Below are 18742 nucleotides of genomic sequence, written 5' to 3'. Positions count from 1 at the left end.
AGATGAACGGAAAGGAGAACACAAGATTCATGAAAGAACTGCCTAAAATATCCGAGGCCGAGTGGGAAGTGATGAAAATCCTCTGGACCCGGTCCCCGCAGACGGGCAACGAAGTCATCGAGGCCCTCGAAGGGCAAATGGACTGGAAGCCGAAAACGGTCCGGACGCTGATCAGCCGGCTGCTCCAAAAAAATGCGATCGCCTTTCAAGAGGCGGGCAGGACCTATTTGTACTATCCTTTGGTCTCGCAGGACGATTACGTGCAGACCGAGACACAGTCCTTTCTCAAGCGGCTGTACGGCGGGGCGGTCAAACCGCTGCTGGTCCATTTCTTGCGGGAACAGCAGCTGTCTTCGGACGAAATTAGCGAACTCAAACGGATTCTCGACGAGAAGACGGAAGAGGGGCAGGATCGCGACAGAAGAAAGGACAGATGACATTGGACGGTCTAAGCCTTTCTCTCTTGAGCTTTTTTGACTGGGTATTGGAGACCTCGCTGATGGCCGGGGTGCTGGCGGGGCTTGTCTTATTAGTCAAAGTCATCGCGGGAAACAAGCTGTCTCCCAGATGGCACTATATGCTGTGGCTGGTCATTATAGCAAGATTGCTTCTGCCGTGGGCGCCCGAAAGCTCATTCAGTGTATATAACTTGCTTTCCTACGGCCAGGAAGCTCTACGGACACCCGATGCACCTTCGCCGCGTCTGCCGGTAGCATCACCTGTTCACCAGGAGATGACGAACAACACGCCAACGAAAACTGCTCCTGTAGGAACCAAGCAGGAACCGCCTGTTCAGACAGCCGAACTGGTAGAAAAGCAGCCTTCGGCAAGCTTTTCGATCCATAAGCTCGCGTTTGTCGTATGGCTGCTGGGCGCGGTTTGTCTCGGGATCTTAACCGTCGCCGCGAACCGGCGCGTGTATGCCCGGCTCGCAAAGCAGCCCGTCATTACGGACCCCGGAATTGTCGGGCTGTTCGAACAATGCCGGGAGACGATGGCGATCCGACAATCGATCCCGTTAATTACGGCGGGACCGATATCCAGCCCGGCTGTGTTCGGGTTTATGCGTCCGCGCGTCGTGCTGTCGGATTCGCTGATGAACATGCTGGACGACCGGCAGCTGCGGTATATTTTTTATCACGAGCTGGCCCATGTGAAACGCAAGGACGTCGCCGTGAACTGGCTGATGAACGGCTTTCTGATCCTGCACTGGTTCAATCCGGTTCTGTGGTATGCCTATTACCGGATGCGCGAAGATCAGGAAATCGCGGCCGACGCGCTTGCGCTATCCTACATCGGCGCGGAGCAAAAAGAAAGCTACGGCCATACGATCATTCGCCTGTTGGAGCATTATGCCACCTTGTATCCGACCCCGGGTATGGCCAATTTATCAGGAGGCAAACAACAAATAAAAAGGAGAATCGTCATGATCAAAAATTATCATAAAAAATCTTACCGCTGGTCGGCGCTCGGGCTGGCTTCCGTCATTGCCCTTTCTTCCGTGACGCTGGTCAATGCCAAAGCTCCAGAGTCCGCATCCGGCAATCTGTCGGCGCCCCCTGTGATCGCGACGGAATCGTCCGGCGGCACTTCGCAAGCGAAGAAAAAGCTCACGATTCACGATATCCCGCTGGACAAGAACGTCGTTGAAGCGGCCCAAGAAGAGCTGCGCCGTTTTCTGGGAGATTCGCAAGCGGAGCTTTACGAAGTGGCGGACCCCGAAATCACGGCAGAGTGGATCTTACTGAATAAGAACGGAAAAGGACAAGTCGCCATTGACCGGAAGACGAAGCAAATTGCGAACGCTTATGTCCAATATACGTGGGACGAAACGGATGCGGCTGTGAAAAATGCTGCTGCGGAAGCTTTACGTCAAGTGGATGCAAACAAAACGTTTACCGCCGAGACCGTAGAGAGAGAGAAACGGTTTGAGGACGGTAAATCAACGCATGAATGGAGGCTTCAGAGCAAGGACATGATCGTAACTCTGGATGCGGACACGCTGAGCGAAAGAGGCATAATGATCAGCTATCCTGTCGCACAGGGGAACGACAAAGCGAAAAACGCTGCGTTGAAAGCACTCCAAACGATAAATGTCGGAAAGCCGGTAACCTTTAAACAGGCGGACCATAACTATTCCGAGGGGCAACACGATCTGTGGAAGTTCTTTGACGACGGCGGCAATTATGCCGTAGTGATTGGCTCCAAGACAGGCACAATCAAGTCGATCTTGGCCTACGGCAAAAAAGACGACAATGAAGCGAATTTGCCCCTCCTCCTGGATAAGGATAGAAAGCCGATCTATACGAAAGAAGAAGCCATCGCCGCGGCCAAACCGATGGTGAACAAGCTGTTCGATATCGATCTGACCGGTTATTCGGTTGAATTCTCCACGGAAAATCCTTATGTTCATACCTTTACGAAGAAGGGACAGCCGACAGTCCACGCCACAGTTGATAGAACGGGCGAGTTTTGGAACTATTGGGTTGACCCTGTGGACGGGACGATGAACGATTAAGCTTCGGATCTATCGCAGGATTCGAGTGAAAGACAACGAAGGGAAGAATGCGTTCTATGAAAACGATGAAGCAACGATTCCAATCGATTCTGGCTTTAAGCATGCTGTCCGTTGTGCTGATGACATGGATGCTCGCCTTCAGCGCCCCGGCATCGGCTTCCGTACAGCCAACCGGAGAACTTACTTTCGCGGCGTTGTCGGGCAAATACGAAAAGGACGCGCTGCTCGTCAAAGGGGTATTTGTCAACATCAGCAACGTAAAAATAAACAAGGTGGAAAAGTTCAAACTTACCGTAAAGGACGCCGCAGGGAACGAATTGGCGACGCGGGAATGGGATAACGATGCGTTTCTGACAGGTTTGAGCCTGGAGCCGGGCCAAAGCCAAAAGTGGGATGTTACGCTTCCCGGTGCGGTCCAAGGGGCGGACTTGAAATCGCTCGACGTAGCCTATCAAATGACTTGCGCGACGGAGAAATGGGACGGACGCGGCGAGGGAGTACATATTTTCATCGACAACCGGAAGCTGAACCCGGAAGTGGCTCCTTTTATCAAAGACGGAAGCATGCTTGTGCCCCTTCGTTCCACGCTCGAAGCGCTTGGGGCGAAAGTGGAATGGAATCCCGAAACCCAGACGGTGAAGGCGACGAAAGGCAGCGATGTCATGACCTTTAAGATTGGTCAGAAGTCCTCGACGATCAACGGAAAAGCGATCCAATTCGGCGTTCCCGCGCAAATCGTGGACGGCTCCAGCTTCATTCCGCTCCGCGACGCGTCGGAAGCTCTGAACTGCGATCTTTTTGTCGGCATGCACAGCGCCAAATCGATGACGATTGTAATCGTGGACAAACAATAGACGGCATATGGATGCAAAGCAAAGAAGACGGCGCCCGCTCAAGGCAGGGGCCGTCTTCTTGCGTCCGCAATCGCTTAAGGCGATTCGGGGGTTAAACCTTGTTAGTGTGCGGAAACTTGCCCGCTTCCGCCTCCCGAAGGCTGCGCCCGCTTCAGGAAGAACGAAACGATCCAAGCGGCGACGACCAGGCCGAAGGCCAGCAGAAACGCGCTCTTCATCCCGGCCATCATCGCCAGAATTGGCAGCGGGGCATCCGTTTTGGTTCCAGCGGCGCTTTCCAGGAAATGCTTGGAGCCGTTGGTCATCACCGTGACCAGCAGCGCCGTTCCGACCGCGCCCGACACCTGCTGAAGCGTGCTGATAATGGCCGTGCCGTGCGGATATAGCCGCGGCGGAAGCTCGTTCAACGCGTTGGTCATGACCGGCATCATCAGCATCGAAATCCCCAGCATCAGCAGCGTATTCAAAATCATGATCATCGCGTACGGTGTCGACAGGGAGATCGAGGAAAACTGCCACAGCGTATTGGCGATCAGCGCCAGCCCGACGACCGCCAGCCACTTGGCGCCGAATTTATCGAACAGCCGGCCCGTGATCGGCGACATAATGCCCATCAAAATGCCGCCCGGCAGCATGACCAGACCGGCTTGCAGCGGGCTGTAGCCGAGCGCGCCCTGAAGGAAAATCGGCAGCAGCATCATGGCGGAGAACATCGCCATCATGACGATCATCATGATCAGCGTCGACAATCGGAACACGTTGAATTTAAATGCTCTCAGATCCAGCAGCGGTTCCGCCAGCGTCAGTTGTCTCCAAACGAACAAGCCTAAAGCGACGGCGCCGATGATCACCGGAATCAGGACTGCGCTGCTCGACCAGCCGCCGTGCCCTTCGCCGGCGCTGCTGAAGCCGTACACGATTCCTCCGAATCCACAGGTGGAGAGCAGAAGCGACAGGACGTCGACTTTCGGATTTCTTGTCTCGGTGACGTTCTTAAGCTTCAGATAAGCGATGGCGATGACCAGCAGCGCGATCGGGATGACGCCGTAAAAGAGCACGCGCCAGCTGAAGTGCTCGACGATGATCCCCGACAGCGTCGGTCCGATCGCCGGGGCAAAGGTGATGACGATGCCGATCGTTCCCATGGCCGAGCCTCTTTTTTCCAGAGGGACCGTAGCCAGCACGACATTGGTCAGCAGCGGAAACAGCAGGCCGGTTCCCGACGCTTGCAGCATCCTGCCGAGCAGAAGCATGCCGAATCCCGACGAGACGGCCGCCGCCAGCGTACCCAGCGTGAACAAGCTCATGGCCGAAAGGAACAAGGTTCTTGTCGTGAACTTCTGAATTAAAAAAGCGGTGACCGGGATCAGCACCCCGATAACCAGCAAATATCCGGTTGTCAACCATTGCGCGGTACTCGGTAAAATTCCGATATCCGCCATAATTTTGGACAAAGCGACATTAAGGAGCGTCTCATTCAAGATGGCTACAAATACCCCAAGAATCATAACCAAAACGACCATTAAGTTGGCTCTGCTCCCGAATGTCCCTCCGCTGTCGTTTGGTTTTGTATGGTTCTCCACGTTGTTACTCCTCTCATTGTAAAAGCATAAAAACAGCAGGTTTTTGTCAGACGACTTCTCTCTAATTCCTCCCGTGCGACATGGAATTGCATTGCGGTAAGTAGGGGCAAAAGAATGTTCAGCAGCCATTCTATTGTAACATGTATCACACGCCGTTGTTTCTTATCGATTGCGATTTTTCTATTAAAACTAAAAAATACCTATCGCACAAAAAGCGAAGAGACCGATTCCTCTTATGAAGAATTTCGGTCTCTTTATTATTTCTCTTTCGCTTAAATTTCTTTCCTGCGGAAATAAGTAAGCCCGCTGGCGAAGAAGACGAGGAAGCTTCCGAGAATAACGAACAGCAGCGTCTCCAGCGGGACGTTAAACGCGCCGAAATCCGCCTGTCCCTTCGGAAGCATGGACAGGACGGGCTGCGCCCAAGGGTAATACGGTCCGTAGTCGCTCGAATTGACGATAAGCATATTCGGAATCGTGAAGATGACATTGATCGCAAGCGGCGCGGCAAAGCTGGACCAAGCGACCGATACGAACATTTGCAGGGAGGCCAAGGGTAAAGTTGCCACCCAGCCACCCAGCACGCTCCGCAGTAAAACGTCCCATGGCACGGCCGAAGTAAAGCCTTTAATCGTACCGATGGTCAGGACGACGGCCAGCAGGAGCAGTTGGGTGACGGCGAGCAGCGCGATGACGATCGTAAATTTGGCCAGGTAAAGCTGCGTACGGGAAACCGGCAGAGTCAGCACCTGCTTCCAGCCTCCGCCCGCATGCTCGTAGCGGCAGACGAAGGCGGCGAACACCCCGGTCAACAGCGGCAGGAACAGAAAAGCATGCATGGCGGCGGCCGTTATAAACAGCCACTCCCACTCGGGCAGACCTGCGACCATGGGCGACAGGAAGCCGCTGACCGCTGCAAGAGCCGGGCTGACGAAGACGAGCAGCCAAATGTTGGCCTTGCGCATTTTGAGCCACTCCGAGCGCAGCACATTCAGGAACGTTCTCATTCAATTCACATCCCGTCTCGTAAAGTGAAGTAATCCGATGGCGAAAATGACGATTCCGACCGCAAGACCGGCTACGACCGAATACTCGGGTATGCCCGCATGGTTTGTCAGCAAAGGAAGCTTCCATAAAAACCAGTCGGGCATATTGCTGGCATAGGTCGACACGACTCCTCCGAGAATGCCGACCGTCAAAGGAAGGGCTTGATTGCGCATCGTCACGGACAGCCACAGCTGCAGCGCCAAAGCCGGTAAAGAGGCAATAAACGGATAGAAGCTCAGCTTGATAACGCTAATCAGCGGCACGTCCGTGCCGAGCTTCAGGCCGAGCCCCAGGCCTACGATGCCGATGCCCAGCAGGATGCACGAGACGAGCAGCATCAGCACGCATAAGGTAAATTTGGCGCTGAACACGGCAGTTCTGGCTATGGGCAGCGCCAGCAGCTGCTTCCACGAATTCATCTGGTGCTCGATGTTCGCGATCATCGAAGCAATGATGGCGACGCCGAGCAGGATCGTCACCGGAAGGAGAAATTGAATGTTGCCCAGGAAAGCGCCCCAGGGGTTGGCAGCGTATTTTTCCATCAAATAATCGTAACGCAGTCCGTAATTGGCCGCCTGCAGCGCAATGACGCCGATCGGCCCGAGGAAGATCAGAAACCAGATCGCTTTCCGGCGAATTTTCAGAAAGTCGGCAGCCAGCACCCGGAGCATCATAGGCTGGTTCCCTCCCCGACCATCTCAAGGAAAATATTTTCCAGCGATTTCTTCACTTCCTCCACGCGGTAAATCGAGTGTCCCGACTGAACGAGCAGCGCGACGATTTCCGCAAGCGTATCGTCGGAAATATGCTCAATCAGAATAGAAGATTCGTGGAGCTCGGCGTGGCACCCGGTCAGCGCGACGGTACGCCGGGCGCCCTCAGGGCTCGACAGCGCGATGCGGATGCTGCTCTGGGCCCGCTCGCGCAGCCTGTCGATCGTATCCTCGAACATCATCGCGCCTTGCTGGATGATTCCGACGCGGGTGGCCATCAGCTCAATTTCGCTGAGCAGGTGGCTGGATACGAGCACGGTTATGCCGTGCTCCTTCGGCATCGCCTTGATCAGCTCGCGGATTTCCAAGATCCCCGTCGGATCAAGGCCGTTGGTCGGTTCGTCCAGAATGAGCAGCTCCGGGCGCCCGAGCAGGGCGGAGGCGATGCCGAGCCGCTGCTTCATGCCGAGGGAGAAGCCCTTGACCGGGCGCTTCGCTTCCTTGGTCAGCCGGACGATGGCGAGCACCTCGTCGATGCGCGATTTCGGCACGTCCAGAATACGGCGGATCGTCTCCAGATTTTCATAAGCGGTCAGATGGCCGTAGTAGGAAGGATATTCGACCAGCGAGCCGACCTTGCGAAGAATGGCCCGCTGCTCTTTTCTCAAGTCCTTCCCGAAGATGTGAATCGTGCCTTCCGTCGGCCTGATGAGTCCGAGAAGCATGCGGATGGTCGTCGTTTTGCCCGCGCCGTTCGGACCGAGAAAGCCGTAGATATCGCCTTTCCGGATATCCAGATCGACCTTGTCGACCGCTTTGCGCGAGCGGTAGTGCTTGGATAAATTACGTGTAGTTATGATGGATTCCACTTCAATCACCTCAGCCTCCATAATAGACGCCGAAGGTTAAAACGAAAGGGAGCTTTCGTTTAAAATTCGTTTAAATTTTCGGATACATATAGATGGCCGTTCCGTCGCGGGAGCCGACGATATCCTGCTTCAGGCTCATTTCCTTGATCATTAAAGCGACGATGGTCAAGCCGATGCCGGCCCCTTTGTTGTCCGACTCCGCATGGATGCCCGGCCCCTTGTCCGCGATAACGACGGCGGTAGTTCCGTGCCGCTCCTCGGTCCGGATACAGACATATTTTCCCGAATTGGCATGGCGGACGATGTTCTGGAACAGGTTGTCCAGAATGCGGGTAAACCATTGGGGATCGATGTTCCAATACAAGGCGGCTTCCGGCAGCCGGACATCAACGTCGAAGCCTTCTTTCTCGAAGACCGGATACCAGGAGGCGACGGAGGTCCGGCACAGCCTGAGCACGTCCGTCCGGGCGGTCCGCAGCGGGTATTTGCCCGCCGACAGCAAGGTATAGGACATCAGGTTCTCGATCAACTGCGCCACATTGTCTACCTTCGATTCGATCAGGTCGAGCGACTGCTTTCCCTTGGGCGTTAACGGTTCCTTGCGCAGGGTATAGGCGTGGCCCCGGATCGTCGTAAGCGGTGTCCGCAGGTCGTGCGACAGGTTGGCGATAAGCTGCTTGCGCAGCGCTTCCTCCTCTTGCTCCCGCCGGCGTGCGCTGTTCAACTGATCGATCATATGGTTGAACGCCAGCCCAAGCTGCCCGATTTCGTCGACCCTCTTCACGGCGATCGGCTGCGGAATGCCGGATTCGTCGGTCTCCGTCATGGCGATTTGGAAGCGGAGAAGCCGTTTGCGGATGCGGGCGAAGAACAGCCAGGAAGTGAACAGGAAGAACGAAAATATGGAAAGCATAAACACGGTAAGAAACCGCTCGTTGGACGGATAGATCACTTCGCTTTCCATCATATGCCGCGGAATTTGCACGACCATGAAGCCCTGCTTCGGGTCTTGGCCGATAAAAGCGACGACGGTAAACGGGTCCCCGCCATAGCTGCTTTTCATAAATTGCATGCTGTCCGCCATCGTCCATTGCTCCGGAATCGCAACGGTTACCCCGAGTTTGAGCCGCAGCCGGCCGGAAGCGTCCACCCAGAACATCGAAGCGCGCGGATATTGTTCCTTCAATGCCCGAAGCTTGGCGTCCACCGCATCTGCCGCCGCTTTGTCCAGATCCTTGGCTTCTTGATGCCATGCTTTTTCCAGGTTGCGGCTGTCATAGATGTTGAATTCTTCGGGGTAAAACAATTGGCTCTGTACGTAATAAATCAGGCTGCCGACCGGAAAGACGAGCGGCCATATGCACAGTGCGATTAAAATAATAAACACGTACCGGGCCAGCAGCGAATTCCGGAACTTCGTTTTGGCTGCGAGCTTCATAATCTCACCCTATAGCCGATGCCGCGAATCGTTTCGATGATTTGCGGGTTTCCGGGATCGCGTTCGATTTTCTCGCGAAGGTAGCGGATATGCACCATCAGCGTCTTGTCGCCTTCCAGGTAGGGCTCTCCCCATACCGCTTCGTAGATTTGATCCTTCGTCAAAATTTGGTTCGGATGACGCAAAAAATACATGAAGATTTGGAACTGCTTGCCCGTCAAAATAATTTCTTCGCCGGTCTCGCTGTCGACCAGTCGATTCTCATCCGGGTGGACGCACAGATGGCCGAGCTGGAGTTGCGGGGAAACCCGCTTGTCGAAGCGGCGCAGCAGCACTTCGATCCGCGCCGCCAGCTCGTCGGGATGAAAGGGCTTCGTCACATAGTCGTCGGCAAATTGCAGCCCGTGAAGCTTGTCCTCGATCGACGACCGCGCCGATATCATCAGAATAGGCGTAGCCGGGAACTCCTTCTTCAGCCGCTGTCCGACCGTAAAGCCGTCGAGTCCCGGAAGCATCACGTCCAGCAGCACGAGATCGGCTTCCTTCATCTGCTCGCCCGCCCGGTCGCCGGACGTCAGCCACAAAACCTCGTACCCTCTTTCGGTCAGATCGCCGCTGACCCATTGTCCGATTTCCGCGTCGTCTTCAATATATAAAATTTTCATCTCGGATATCCTTTCTTTCGCAAGCGGTATGAACTCGTTGAAATTATATCACGTTTTGGACAGGCAGGAATTTCCTTGATCCTGTAGAATTATGTCGAAAGTACTAATCGATCAACCCTTTGTACATATTTTAACGAATAGGGGAATTCGCTCGCATGTTCCGTAAAAATCGTATGTATGCCATCACGCTTCTCTCCGTATGGGTCATGGCGGCGCCGCTCGTCATGCCGCTGCCGACGGAGCGCGTATGGAGCGCGGCGGCCGCCCTGGTGCCCGACGCGAATCTGGAAAAGGTGATCCGCGGTCAGCTGAAGAAACCGGACGGCGACCTGACGCCGGAGGACCTGCAAAGCCTCTCCCGTCTCATGGCCTCGGACGGCAAGAAAATGCGCCCGATCGAACAACTCGTCGGGCTGCAGTACGCTGCCCGGATGACGCGGCTCGATGTGAGCGGCAACCAAATCAGCGACATTTACCCGATCAGCGGACTCAAGCAGCTTACTTATTTGGACCTGTCGGATAACCGGATCGCCGACGTGCGCCCGCTTGATTTGCCGAAGCTGAGGCACTTGTTCCTGAGCGGCAATCCGCTGCAGGACCCGGAGCCGCTTTGGAAGCTGACGCGGCTGGAGAGCCTGGCGGCAAGCGGCACGGGTATCCAAGCCGTGGACGGCATCGGCTCGCTGACGGGACTGCTCTACTTGGATTTGTCCGGCAATCCGCTCGGCAAGCTGGGCGAGATTGCGAAGCTTGCGGGAGTCCAGCAATTGAAGCTGCGGAATACGCAGCTTGCCGACCTCTCGGGCATTGACGCTATGAAGGAGCTGAGGTCGCTCGACCTTCGGGACAACAAGATCACGGACATCCGTGCGCTGGCGGACTTGAGCAAGCTGAGCGAGGTGTGGCTCGGCGGCAACCCGCTGGAGGCGAGCGCAGCGGATACGGTGCGGACGCTGCAGGATCGCGGAGTCACTGTCGAGTTTGACCCGACTTTGTTCCCAGGCTATGAGCGCAGCATCAACGTATTTGTCGACGACGAGCGCATCGCCTTCGAAGAGCCGCCGCTCAACCGGAACGGCTCCGTGCTTGTGCCGTTTCGCGACGTGTTCGGGAAGCTCGGGTTACAGGTGGCGTGGAACGAGGAGCAGCGCCAGGTGACCGGGACGAAGCCGGGGCTGGAGCTTGTGCTGACGATCGGGCAGGATGAAGCCCGCGTGAACGGGCAGTCCGTCAAGCTGCCGGCCGCGCCGGAGCTTCGCAACGGGACGACGTTGGTGCCTCTGCGTTTGGTAGGGGAAGCTGCGGACAAGCTTGTCGTCTGGAATCAGGACAGGCAAGCCGTTTATATCGTGAGCAACGTCACGAACGGCACCGGTAAACGGTACGACGAGAAGGGGCGGTTGATCTACAGCGGCGAACTGAAGGACGGCAAGTATAACGGACAAGGCACTCGATACGCAAGCAGCGGCGAAATCGACTATGAAGGCGAATGGAAGGACGGCCGCAAGCACGGTAAGGGCAAGCAATACGATCCGGTCGGCCGTTTAATGCTGGAAGGGGAGTTTCGGGATGATCTGCCGAACGGTCAAGGCAAGAAGTATGATTCGGACGGAAGCCGGGCGGAAGGCGAATTTGTTCAAGGCAAGCTGAACGGCAACGGCAAGCTGTTCCTGGAGGGCCGTTTGGTCTATGAAGGCGGCTTCAAGGATAACGACATGCACGGCAAGGGAACCGTCTATTTTGCGACGGGGGAAAAGTATGTCGGCGAAATCGAGCATAATGTCAAAAAAGGCCACGGTATCGTCTATTACAGGAACGGCGAACGGTTCGAGGGCAAAGTCGACAACCAGACATTGGTCGAAGGCAAATACTTTGTCTCCGACAAGCTGCTGTTCGAAGGAACGTTTAAGGACAATCGTATTCATGAAGGGACGATGTATTTTTCAAACGGAGCGGTCTACAAGGGGACGTTTGCGGACCAGGAGTTCGGCAAGGGGACGTTCCTCGATGCGCAAGGAAGGACGATAGACCCGGCGAAGGACGGCAGGGGCTTTCGATTCTACGCCAACGGCGATTGGTACGAAGGGGAGACGGCTGCCGGAGAGCCAAACAGACAAGGGGTATACCATATTATGGGAGCCGGACGAGTCGAAGGATCGTTCCTTGGCGGCGTGATGAACGGCGAGATCAAAGAATACAACGAGGAAGGCAAGCTGGAGTTCGAAGGACGCTATGCGGACGGAGAGCGCAGCGGCAGCGGCAAGGAATACAACACGGAAGGCAAGCTTCGTTACGAGGGCGGCTACAAGGCCGGAGAATACAGCGGCCAGGGCAAGGAATACGATTGGCAGGGGCACCTTCTTTACTCCGGCGAATTCCAGGAAGGAACGAGAAACGGTCAAGGCACGGAGTACCGGAAGGACAAAGCGGTCTATGAAGGCGGCTTTCGCGGACGGCTTTATCACGGCGAAGGCAAACTGACGTTCTTTAACGGAGATACGTACACCGGAGAGTTCACCCAAGGAAAATACGGAGAGCACGGCGCCTTCGCCGATTCGTCCGGGAAGGCGATTGCCAACGGAGCGGACCAGGGCACGGGCGTATACCGCTTCGCGGACGGTACGATCTATAAAGGCGAGTTTCAAGGCGGCGTCCCTCAGGGCAAGGGCGAAACGTATAACAGAGACGGCACGCTGAACCACCGGGGCGAGTACCGGACCGGCAAACGAAACGGCTTCGGTCAAAGCTTCGATCTGGACGGGCATGTATGGCACGAGGGCGCATACGCGGACGGCTATGCCAAAGGGCAGGGCAAATCGTTCTACGAAAACGGCAAGCTGCAGTACGAAGGGGAATTCGATTACGGCACGTGGTCGGGCCGCGGGAAGGTCTACACGGAAGAAGGCCGCCTGCTCTACGACGGGGATTTCGAAGATAGCGAATTCCAAGGCCAGGGCAAGCTGTACTATGCCGACGGTACCGTCTACACGGGGGCCTTCGATTACTCCGAATTCGGCGAGATCGGCAGCTTCGCGGATGCCAAAGGGCAGCCTCTGTCCGGCATCAATACGGCGCGTACCGGTACCGGCAAGCTGTACTACGCCGACGGCACGACGTACGAAGGCGAGCTTGCGGAAGGAAAGGCGCATGGACGGGGCAAGCTGTTCGACACGGACGGCAAGCCGGAGTACGAGGGCGAGTTCAAGAACGGGTACCGCAAGGATTGGCATGACGAATAAACCGGGCTATACAGGAGGCCTGCTTCTATTAACGGAAGCAGGCTGAGCTTGTTGAGAAAGTGGTCTAAGCAAAAATAGAGAAACATACGGAGGTGGGGTATCCACTGGAGAAGCGATAGCGGCCGCCTTTGTCTTCGGGAAATGTCCGCTAATAAGCGGCTTCCAATCAAATTTCCCGATGACAAGAGTGGTCGGAAGTGGATACCCCACCCCTTCGTTACCTCTATACTCCCGTTTGACCACTTTCTCAACACTTTGGGCCTGCTTCTATTAACGGAAGCAGGCTTTTTCCCGCTTCCCTATTTTTCGGTACAAGAGCCAATTTTTCGCCCCGCATGGTATTCGTCCACCAGACCATCCATAAGGGTGCATATCATATGAGCATGGCATTCATCCGTACAAATCGTGCGCACTCATGATACGAAAGAAAGGAGAAACGCGATGAAAGGCATAATACTCGCAGGCGGCACCGGTACCCGGCTGCGTCCGATGACGAATATCATCAACAAGCATTTGCTCCCGGTGGGCACCTATCCGATGATCCACTATGCCATCTGCAAAATGGCGGAAGCGGGCATCACGCAATTGATGCTGGTCACCGGCAAACAATCCGCCGGACTATATACCGAGTATATCGGCAGCGGAAAACCTTGGGGGGTGCAGGTGAGCTACGGAATTCAAGACGAGGCGGGCGGTATCGCGCATGCGCTCGGCATCTCCGAATCGTTCGTCCGTCCCGGGGAGAAGCTGCTCGTGCTGCTTGGCGACAATCTGTTCGAGGATTCGTTAAAGCAGGCGGCGGACGAGTTTCAGCGCCAGAAGGGAGGAGCTCACGTGTTTTTGAAAAAGGTGCCGGACCCGGAGCGTTACGGAGTGGCGGAGCTGGCGGACGGGCGCATTGTCCGGATCGTGGAAAAGCCCGACAACTCGCCTTCCCATTACGCCGTTACCGGGATTTATTTATATGATTCGAACGTCTTCGATGTCATTCGTTCGCTGAAGCCTTCGATGCGCGGCGAGCTGGAAATTACGGATGTGAATAATGCTTACGCGGCGGCCGGAAAGCTCAGCTACAGCATGCTGAGCGGCTGGTGGACCGATGCGGGGACGCACCGCTCCCTGATGGAAGCGGGCGTTCGCCTGATGGGGGGTGAGCAACCATGAGGACGCTGTTCGTTACAGGCGGGATGGGCTTCATCGGCAGCAACTTTGTCCGCTACTGGCTTCAGCGCCACCCGAAGGACCGCATCGTCAATTACGACTTGTTGACCTATGCGGGCCAACCGGCCAATATGGCCGATGCTGCCGGTTTGCCGAATTACCGGTTTGTGCAAGGGGACATCGCGGATGTGGACGCCGTGAGACGCGTACTGGACGAGGAGGGCGTCGATACGGTCGTCCATTTTGCGGCCGAATCGCATGTCGACCGCAGCATTGCCGATCCGCAGGCGTTCGTGCGCACCAATGTGCTGGGAACGGGGTGTCTGCTCGAAGAGGCCAGACGCGCAGGGGTGCCGCGGTTCGTTCATATTTCCACTGACGAGGTGTATGGAGCGCTCGGTGAAGAGGGTGTGTTCACCGAAACGACGCCGCTTGCGCCGAATAGTCCTTACGCCGCGAGCAAGGCTGGCTCCGATCTGCTTGCCCGCGCTTATTTCGAGACGTACGGCTTTCCCGTTATCATCACTCGCTGCTCCAACAATTACGGGCCCTATCAATACCCGGAAAAACTCATACCGACGATTATTACGCGGGCGATGCGCAACGAACCCGTTCCGGTGTACGGCGACGGTCTTCACGTTCGCGACTGGCTGTATGTCGAGGACCACTGTGCGGCCATCGACCGGGTCTTGCATCGGGGGATTCCCGGGGAAGTGTACAATATTGGGGGCTGCAACGAACGGACGAATCTAGACATCGTCAGAACGATTCTTGCCGAGCTCGGGAAGCCGGAGTCGCTGATCCGGTTCGTCCCGGACCGTCTTGGTCATGACCGGCGCTATGCGATCGATCCGGCCAAGATCGCAAGCCGGCTTGGTTGGCAGCCGCAGGTTCCCCTTGAGGAAGGATTGAAGCGCACGGTTGCTTGGTACGCTGCCAATGAAGCTTGGTGGCGCGAAACGGCCAAGAGAGGTGGTAGCGTATGAAGGTGCTTATTACCGGCGCCGGAGGGCAGCTGGGCCGGGATCTCGTCCGGGTGCTCGGGCGGCGGCACGACTGTGCGGCCTTCACCCGGCAGCAACTGGACATCGCCGACGAAAAGACGGTATACGGGCTCATTGCGGAGGTGAAGCCCGAGGTCATTGTGCATGCGGCGGCCTATACGAAGGTAGATCAAGCCGAGGCGGAGCTGGAAGAGACGTACCGGATTAATACGATCGGTGCAGGCCACGTCGCCATCTCCGCGGAAACGATTGGCGCCAGGATGGTGTATGTCAGCACTGATTACGTATTCGACGGTACCAAAGGTGAGCCGTACGACGAGCAGGACCGTACGAATCCGCTGGGCGTATACGGCAAATCGAAGCTGCTCGGCGAGCAGTTCGTGCAGGCCGTATGCCCGCACCATTTTATCGTCCGGACATCGTGGCTGTACGGTAAGAATGGCAACAACTTTGTCACGAAGGTGCTGGCGCTTGCGGAACGGCAGCAGGAGCTGACCGTCGTCGACGATCAGTTCGGTTCGCCGACCTACACGTACGATTTGGCCGAATGCATCGGCCGGCTGCTGGAAACGGACCGTTATGGCATCTATCATGTGGCGAACCGGGGGTATTGCTCCCGATGGACGCTGGCCAAGACGATCCTGGAGCTGGCCGGGCATACCGGAATTGCGGTCCGGCCCGCCCGCTCGGACGATTATGTGCTGCCCGCGCCCCGGCCGGCGCATTCGGCTTTCTCGGACCGGGGGCTGCGCCAAGCCGGATTGCCGAGAATGAGAGATTGGAAAACGGCGCTGGAGGCATTTTTGCGCAACGATTGGGGGAAGACCGATGACATCGACGATCGAAGGAGTGCAGACGAAGCCGCTGGTTAGGCACAGCGACGACCGCGGCTTCTTCATGGAGATTTTGCGGGAGGACGACGCTTTGTTCGGACGGTTCGGTCAAGCGTCGCTCTCCATGTCGTTCCCGGGCGTTATCAAGGCGTTTCATTATCATAAACGGCAGGACGACATTTGGTTTTTTCCGAGCGGGCACGCGCAGGTCGTGTTGCATGATATGAGGGCCGACTCCCCGACATATGGGCAAACGTCCGTGCATTATATGGGGGAGGACCACCCGTATCTGCTGTTTATTCCGCGGGGCGTCGCTCACGGCTACCGGGTGCTCGGCGTCAAGCCGGCGACGATCGTTTATTTTACCAATCTGGCTTACGATCCGGGGCAGCCTGACGAATACCGCATCGCCTACGACGATCCTGCGATCGGCTTCGACTGGACGACCCGATTCCGTTAATCGATAGGGAGGTGACCGCAATGAGCCGGACTCAACAACCCGCGCGCCGGAAAGCGGCCGTGCGGCAGAAGGGGAGCCGGGCGGGAAGGCTTCTCGGCTACGAACAAGGGTATCGGTACGGAAGGTGCGAGGCCGTCCGGACGTTAGTCCCGCCGGTCACGCCGGTCTGGCATGACCTGAAAGTGCTCTTTATCCCGCAAGGCTTCCCGGCCATCGATAACGGCGTCATCGCTGCCTTGCAGCGGACGGTTCGGGAAGCCGTCGTCGGGACGCCGGAAGCCATGCTCAAGCTGGCGGAGCAGCACCGGCCCGATCTGCTGCTTGTGCTGAACGGGCTTCACGTGTTTCCCGCCGACCATCTGCGGCAGGTGGACCGGATTCGCGAGCTTGGCATTCGTACGGTGATCTGGTTCGCCGACGATCCTTACTTTACGGACGATACCGCAGCGATCGCCCCGCATTACGATGTTGTGGCGACGCACGAGCAGAGCTGCGTGCCGTTCTATTTGTCGCTCGGCTGCCCGCACGTTCTGTATTTGCCGATGGCCGTAGATACCGACACGTTCCGGCCTGTTCCTGTCGGTTCCGGTTACCATGCCGACATTTGTTTTATCGGTATGGCGTTCTGGAACCGCGTCGAGCTGTTCGATCAAATCGCCAAGTACTTATCGGGCAAGAGGGTGATTATCGGCGGCGGACTGTGGGAAAGAATGCGGCTTTACCGGCTGCTCAAGCCGAGCATCCGCGCCGGATGGATTCCGATCGAGGAGACGGTACGCTATTACAACGGAGCGAAGATCGTCATTAATCTGCACCGGGGCTGCCGGCATTACGGAAGCGATAACCGTAACCTCCGGGGTCTCCCCGGCCAATCGATCAACCCGCGCACCTATGAAATGGCCGCATGCGGAACGATGCAGCTCACCGACATTCGCGACGATCTGACCCGCTATTATACGCCCGGCGTGGAGCTTGACGTCTACCGGTCCGCAGGAGAGCTGATCGATAAGCTGGATTATTATTTGAAGCATGATGCCGAGCGGCAGACGATCGCGTTGAACGGCTTGCGGCGGACGATGCAGGAGCATTCGTTCGTCACGAGGATCGGCCAGCTGCTGGGCTTGCTCGGTTACTGAAGGCGGCCAAGGACAAGAAAGGAGGCAGGAGCATGTCCAGAAAAACAGCGCGTATCAACGTAAAGCGTGCGGTAAAGCGGGTGCCTCGGGTCCGCCGCCGCAAGGCTTGGCGCCGCGGCTGGGAGAATGGATTCCGGCTCGGCATGAGCGGCGGTTATCATTTCGGCCGGTGCGATGCCGTCATGCGGCTGCTGCCGAACGATCCGGTCGGCCGGTGGGACGTCCGGGTCATGTATGTGACCTCGGGCAAAGGCGTCCCGTATTCCCCGCTTGACGAAGCGGTGATCGGGGCGCTGCAGGGGCTGGTGCGCGAGCTGATTGTCCTGCAGCCGACCCACGATTTGAAGACCGCGGCCGTCAAGATGCGTCCCGATATCGTGCTCGTGCTGGAAGGGTTGACTATTCCCGGCGAACGGATTGACGAGCTGCGTGCCGAAGGAATCCGCACGGCCATCTGGCTGACGGACGATCCGTATTATACCGATCTGACGGCGCCTCTCGTCACGCATTACGACGTTGTATTTACACTGGAGCTTGCCTGTGTGGAGTTTTACCGCCAGCTCGGCTGCAGGCAGGTTCACTACCTGCCTTTTGGCTCGAACCCGGCGTTCTTCCGGCCGAAGCCGGTTACGAGCCAATTCCGGCACGATATCAGCTTTATCGGCTCCGCGTATTGGAACCGGGTTGCCTTTTTCGATCAGATGACGTCGTTTCTGGCAAAGAGGAATACGTACATCGCGGGCATTTGGTGGGAGCGGCTGCGCCAGTTTCATAAGCTCAGGCCGAAGATCGCCCTGAACAATTGGATGGGACCGGAGGAAACGGCCGCGCATTACAACGGGACGAAAATCGTGATCAATCTGCACCGGGCAACGGACGATCCGAGCTATAACTTCAACAGCCAGCGAATCGGAGCCGTATCGCCGAATCCGCGCACGTTCGAGATTGCGGGCTGCGGGACGCTGCTGCTCACCGATGCCCGCAGCGATATTACCCGTTTCTATACGCCGGGACAGGAGATCGTTACCTATGCTTCGCCAAGCGAGCTGATGCACAAAATCGACTATTACCTGCACCATGAAGAAGAGCGGCGGTTTATCGCGCTTAATGCGCTGCGCCGCACCATGCTGGAGCACACGTATCGCCACCGGATGGCGCAGATGATGCGCATTCTGTTCGAAGGCGCCACCGGCTGATGCGGTAACTTTCCGTCTGCTGCGAA

Annotated in this window: 16 protein-coding genes; 10 read left to right on the top strand and 6 right to left on the bottom strand. The window is 56.7% G+C overall.

Annotated elements, in window-relative coordinates; genetic code table 11:
* Window positions 1-29 precede the first annotated feature (29 nt).
* The 3 genes from KQX66_RS00605 to KQX66_RS00595 are packed head-to-tail and all read left to right on the top strand — an operon-like array spanning window position 30 to window position 3372.
* Window positions 30-437, top strand: coding sequence for a BlaI/MecI/CopY family transcriptional regulator (locus tag KQX66_RS00605; RefSeq protein ID WP_216788575.1), 408 nt, complete (start codon window positions 30-32; stop codon window positions 435-437).
* Window positions 434-2518: a M56 family metallopeptidase gene (locus KQX66_RS00600; RefSeq protein WP_216788573.1), complete on the top strand. Its 2085-nt coding sequence runs from the start codon at window positions 434-436 to the stop codon at window positions 2516-2518. Before KQX66_RS00605 ends, KQX66_RS00600 begins: the two co-directional genes overlap by 4 nt.
* 56 nt (window positions 2519-2574) lie before the next feature.
* The gene (locus KQX66_RS00595; protein ID WP_216788571.1) at window positions 2575-3372 is read left to right on the top strand and encodes a copper amine oxidase N-terminal domain-containing protein; all 798 of its coding nucleotides are present in this window, start codon (window positions 2575-2577) and stop codon (window positions 3370-3372) included.
* Between the two features lie 101 nt (window positions 3373-3473).
* Here the strand turns inward: KQX66_RS00595 and KQX66_RS00590 are convergent, their stop codons facing one another.
* The 6 genes from KQX66_RS00590 to KQX66_RS00565 all read right to left on the bottom strand — a co-directional run bounded on the left by KQX66_RS00590 (window position 3474) and on the right by KQX66_RS00565 (window position 9687).
* Complete coding sequence (locus KQX66_RS00590; RefSeq protein WP_216788569.1) at window positions 3474-4955, bottom strand: DHA2 family efflux MFS transporter permease subunit; 1482 nt, start codon at window positions 4953-4955, stop codon at window positions 3474-3476.
* A 272-nt stretch (window positions 4956-5227) separates the two neighbouring features.
* On the bottom strand, window positions 5228-5962 hold the full coding sequence (locus KQX66_RS00585) for an ABC transporter permease (protein WP_216788568.1): 735 nt from the start codon (window positions 5960-5962) through the stop codon (window positions 5228-5230).
* On the bottom strand, window positions 5963-6676 hold the full coding sequence (locus KQX66_RS00580; protein ID WP_216788566.1) for an ABC transporter permease: 714 nt from the start codon (window positions 6674-6676) through the stop codon (window positions 5963-5965).
* Entirely contained in the window at window positions 6673-7593 is a 921-nt protein-coding gene (locus KQX66_RS00575) for an ABC transporter ATP-binding protein (RefSeq protein ID WP_438804162.1), read from the bottom strand. Before KQX66_RS00575 ends, KQX66_RS00580 begins: the two co-directional genes overlap by 4 nt.
* 61 nt (window positions 7594-7654) lie before the next feature.
* A complete protein-coding gene (locus KQX66_RS00570; protein ID WP_216788562.1) occupies window positions 7655-9022 on the bottom strand; it encodes a sensor histidine kinase in 1368 nt (455 codons plus the stop codon).
* Window positions 9019-9687, bottom strand: a complete 669-nt coding sequence (locus KQX66_RS00565) for a response regulator transcription factor (RefSeq protein ID WP_216788560.1) — start codon at window positions 9685-9687, stop codon at window positions 9019-9021. The genes KQX66_RS00570 and KQX66_RS00565 overlap by 4 nt, the downstream gene beginning before the upstream one ends.
* Window positions 9688-9842: 155 nt before the next feature.
* Between KQX66_RS00565 and KQX66_RS00560 the strand changes: the two genes are divergently transcribed.
* From KQX66_RS00560 to KQX66_RS00530, 7 genes are all read left to right on the top strand, one after another.
* Window positions 9843-12926 (top strand): leucine-rich repeat domain-containing protein, encoded by a 3084-nt coding sequence (locus KQX66_RS00560; RefSeq protein WP_216788558.1) that lies wholly within the window; start codon window positions 9843-9845, stop codon window positions 12924-12926.
* A gap of 441 nt (window positions 12927-13367) precedes the next feature.
* Window positions 13368-14090, top strand: a complete 723-nt coding sequence (locus tag KQX66_RS00555; RefSeq protein ID WP_216788556.1) for a sugar phosphate nucleotidyltransferase — start codon at window positions 13368-13370, stop codon at window positions 14088-14090.
* Complete coding sequence (gene rfbB / locus KQX66_RS00550; protein ID WP_216788553.1) at window positions 14087-15073, top strand: dTDP-glucose 4,6-dehydratase; 987 nt, start codon at window positions 14087-14089, stop codon at window positions 15071-15073. The genes KQX66_RS00555 and rfbB overlap by 4 nt, the downstream gene beginning before the upstream one ends.
* Window positions 15070-15963, top strand: a complete 894-nt coding sequence (gene rfbD, locus KQX66_RS00545; protein WP_216788551.1) for a dTDP-4-dehydrorhamnose reductase — start codon at window positions 15070-15072, stop codon at window positions 15961-15963. The genes rfbB and rfbD overlap by 4 nt, the downstream gene beginning before the upstream one ends.
* On the top strand, window positions 15920-16384 hold the full coding sequence (locus KQX66_RS00540; RefSeq protein ID WP_108534389.1) for a dTDP-4-dehydrorhamnose 3,5-epimerase family protein: 465 nt from the start codon (window positions 15920-15922) through the stop codon (window positions 16382-16384). The genes rfbD and KQX66_RS00540 overlap by 44 nt, the downstream gene beginning before the upstream one ends.
* Window positions 16385-16404: 20 nt before the next feature.
* Window positions 16405-17520, top strand: coding sequence for a CgeB family protein (locus KQX66_RS00535; protein WP_216788548.1), 1116 nt, complete (start codon window positions 16405-16407; stop codon window positions 17518-17520).
* 32 nt (window positions 17521-17552) lie between these two features.
* Window positions 17553-18716 (top strand): CgeB family protein, encoded by a 1164-nt coding sequence (locus tag KQX66_RS00530; RefSeq protein WP_216788546.1) that lies wholly within the window; start codon window positions 17553-17555, stop codon window positions 18714-18716.
* Window positions 18717-18742 lie beyond the last annotated feature (26 nt).

Origin of the sequence: Paenibacillus oleatilyticus, from assembly GCF_018998565.1 — a bacterium.
Taxonomy (GTDB): Bacteria; Bacillota; Bacilli; order Paenibacillales; family NBRC-103111; genus Paenibacillus_G; species Paenibacillus_G oleatilyticus.
Note: the sequence above shows the minus strand (reverse complement) of the source record. Positions and strands in the feature narration are given on the sequence as shown.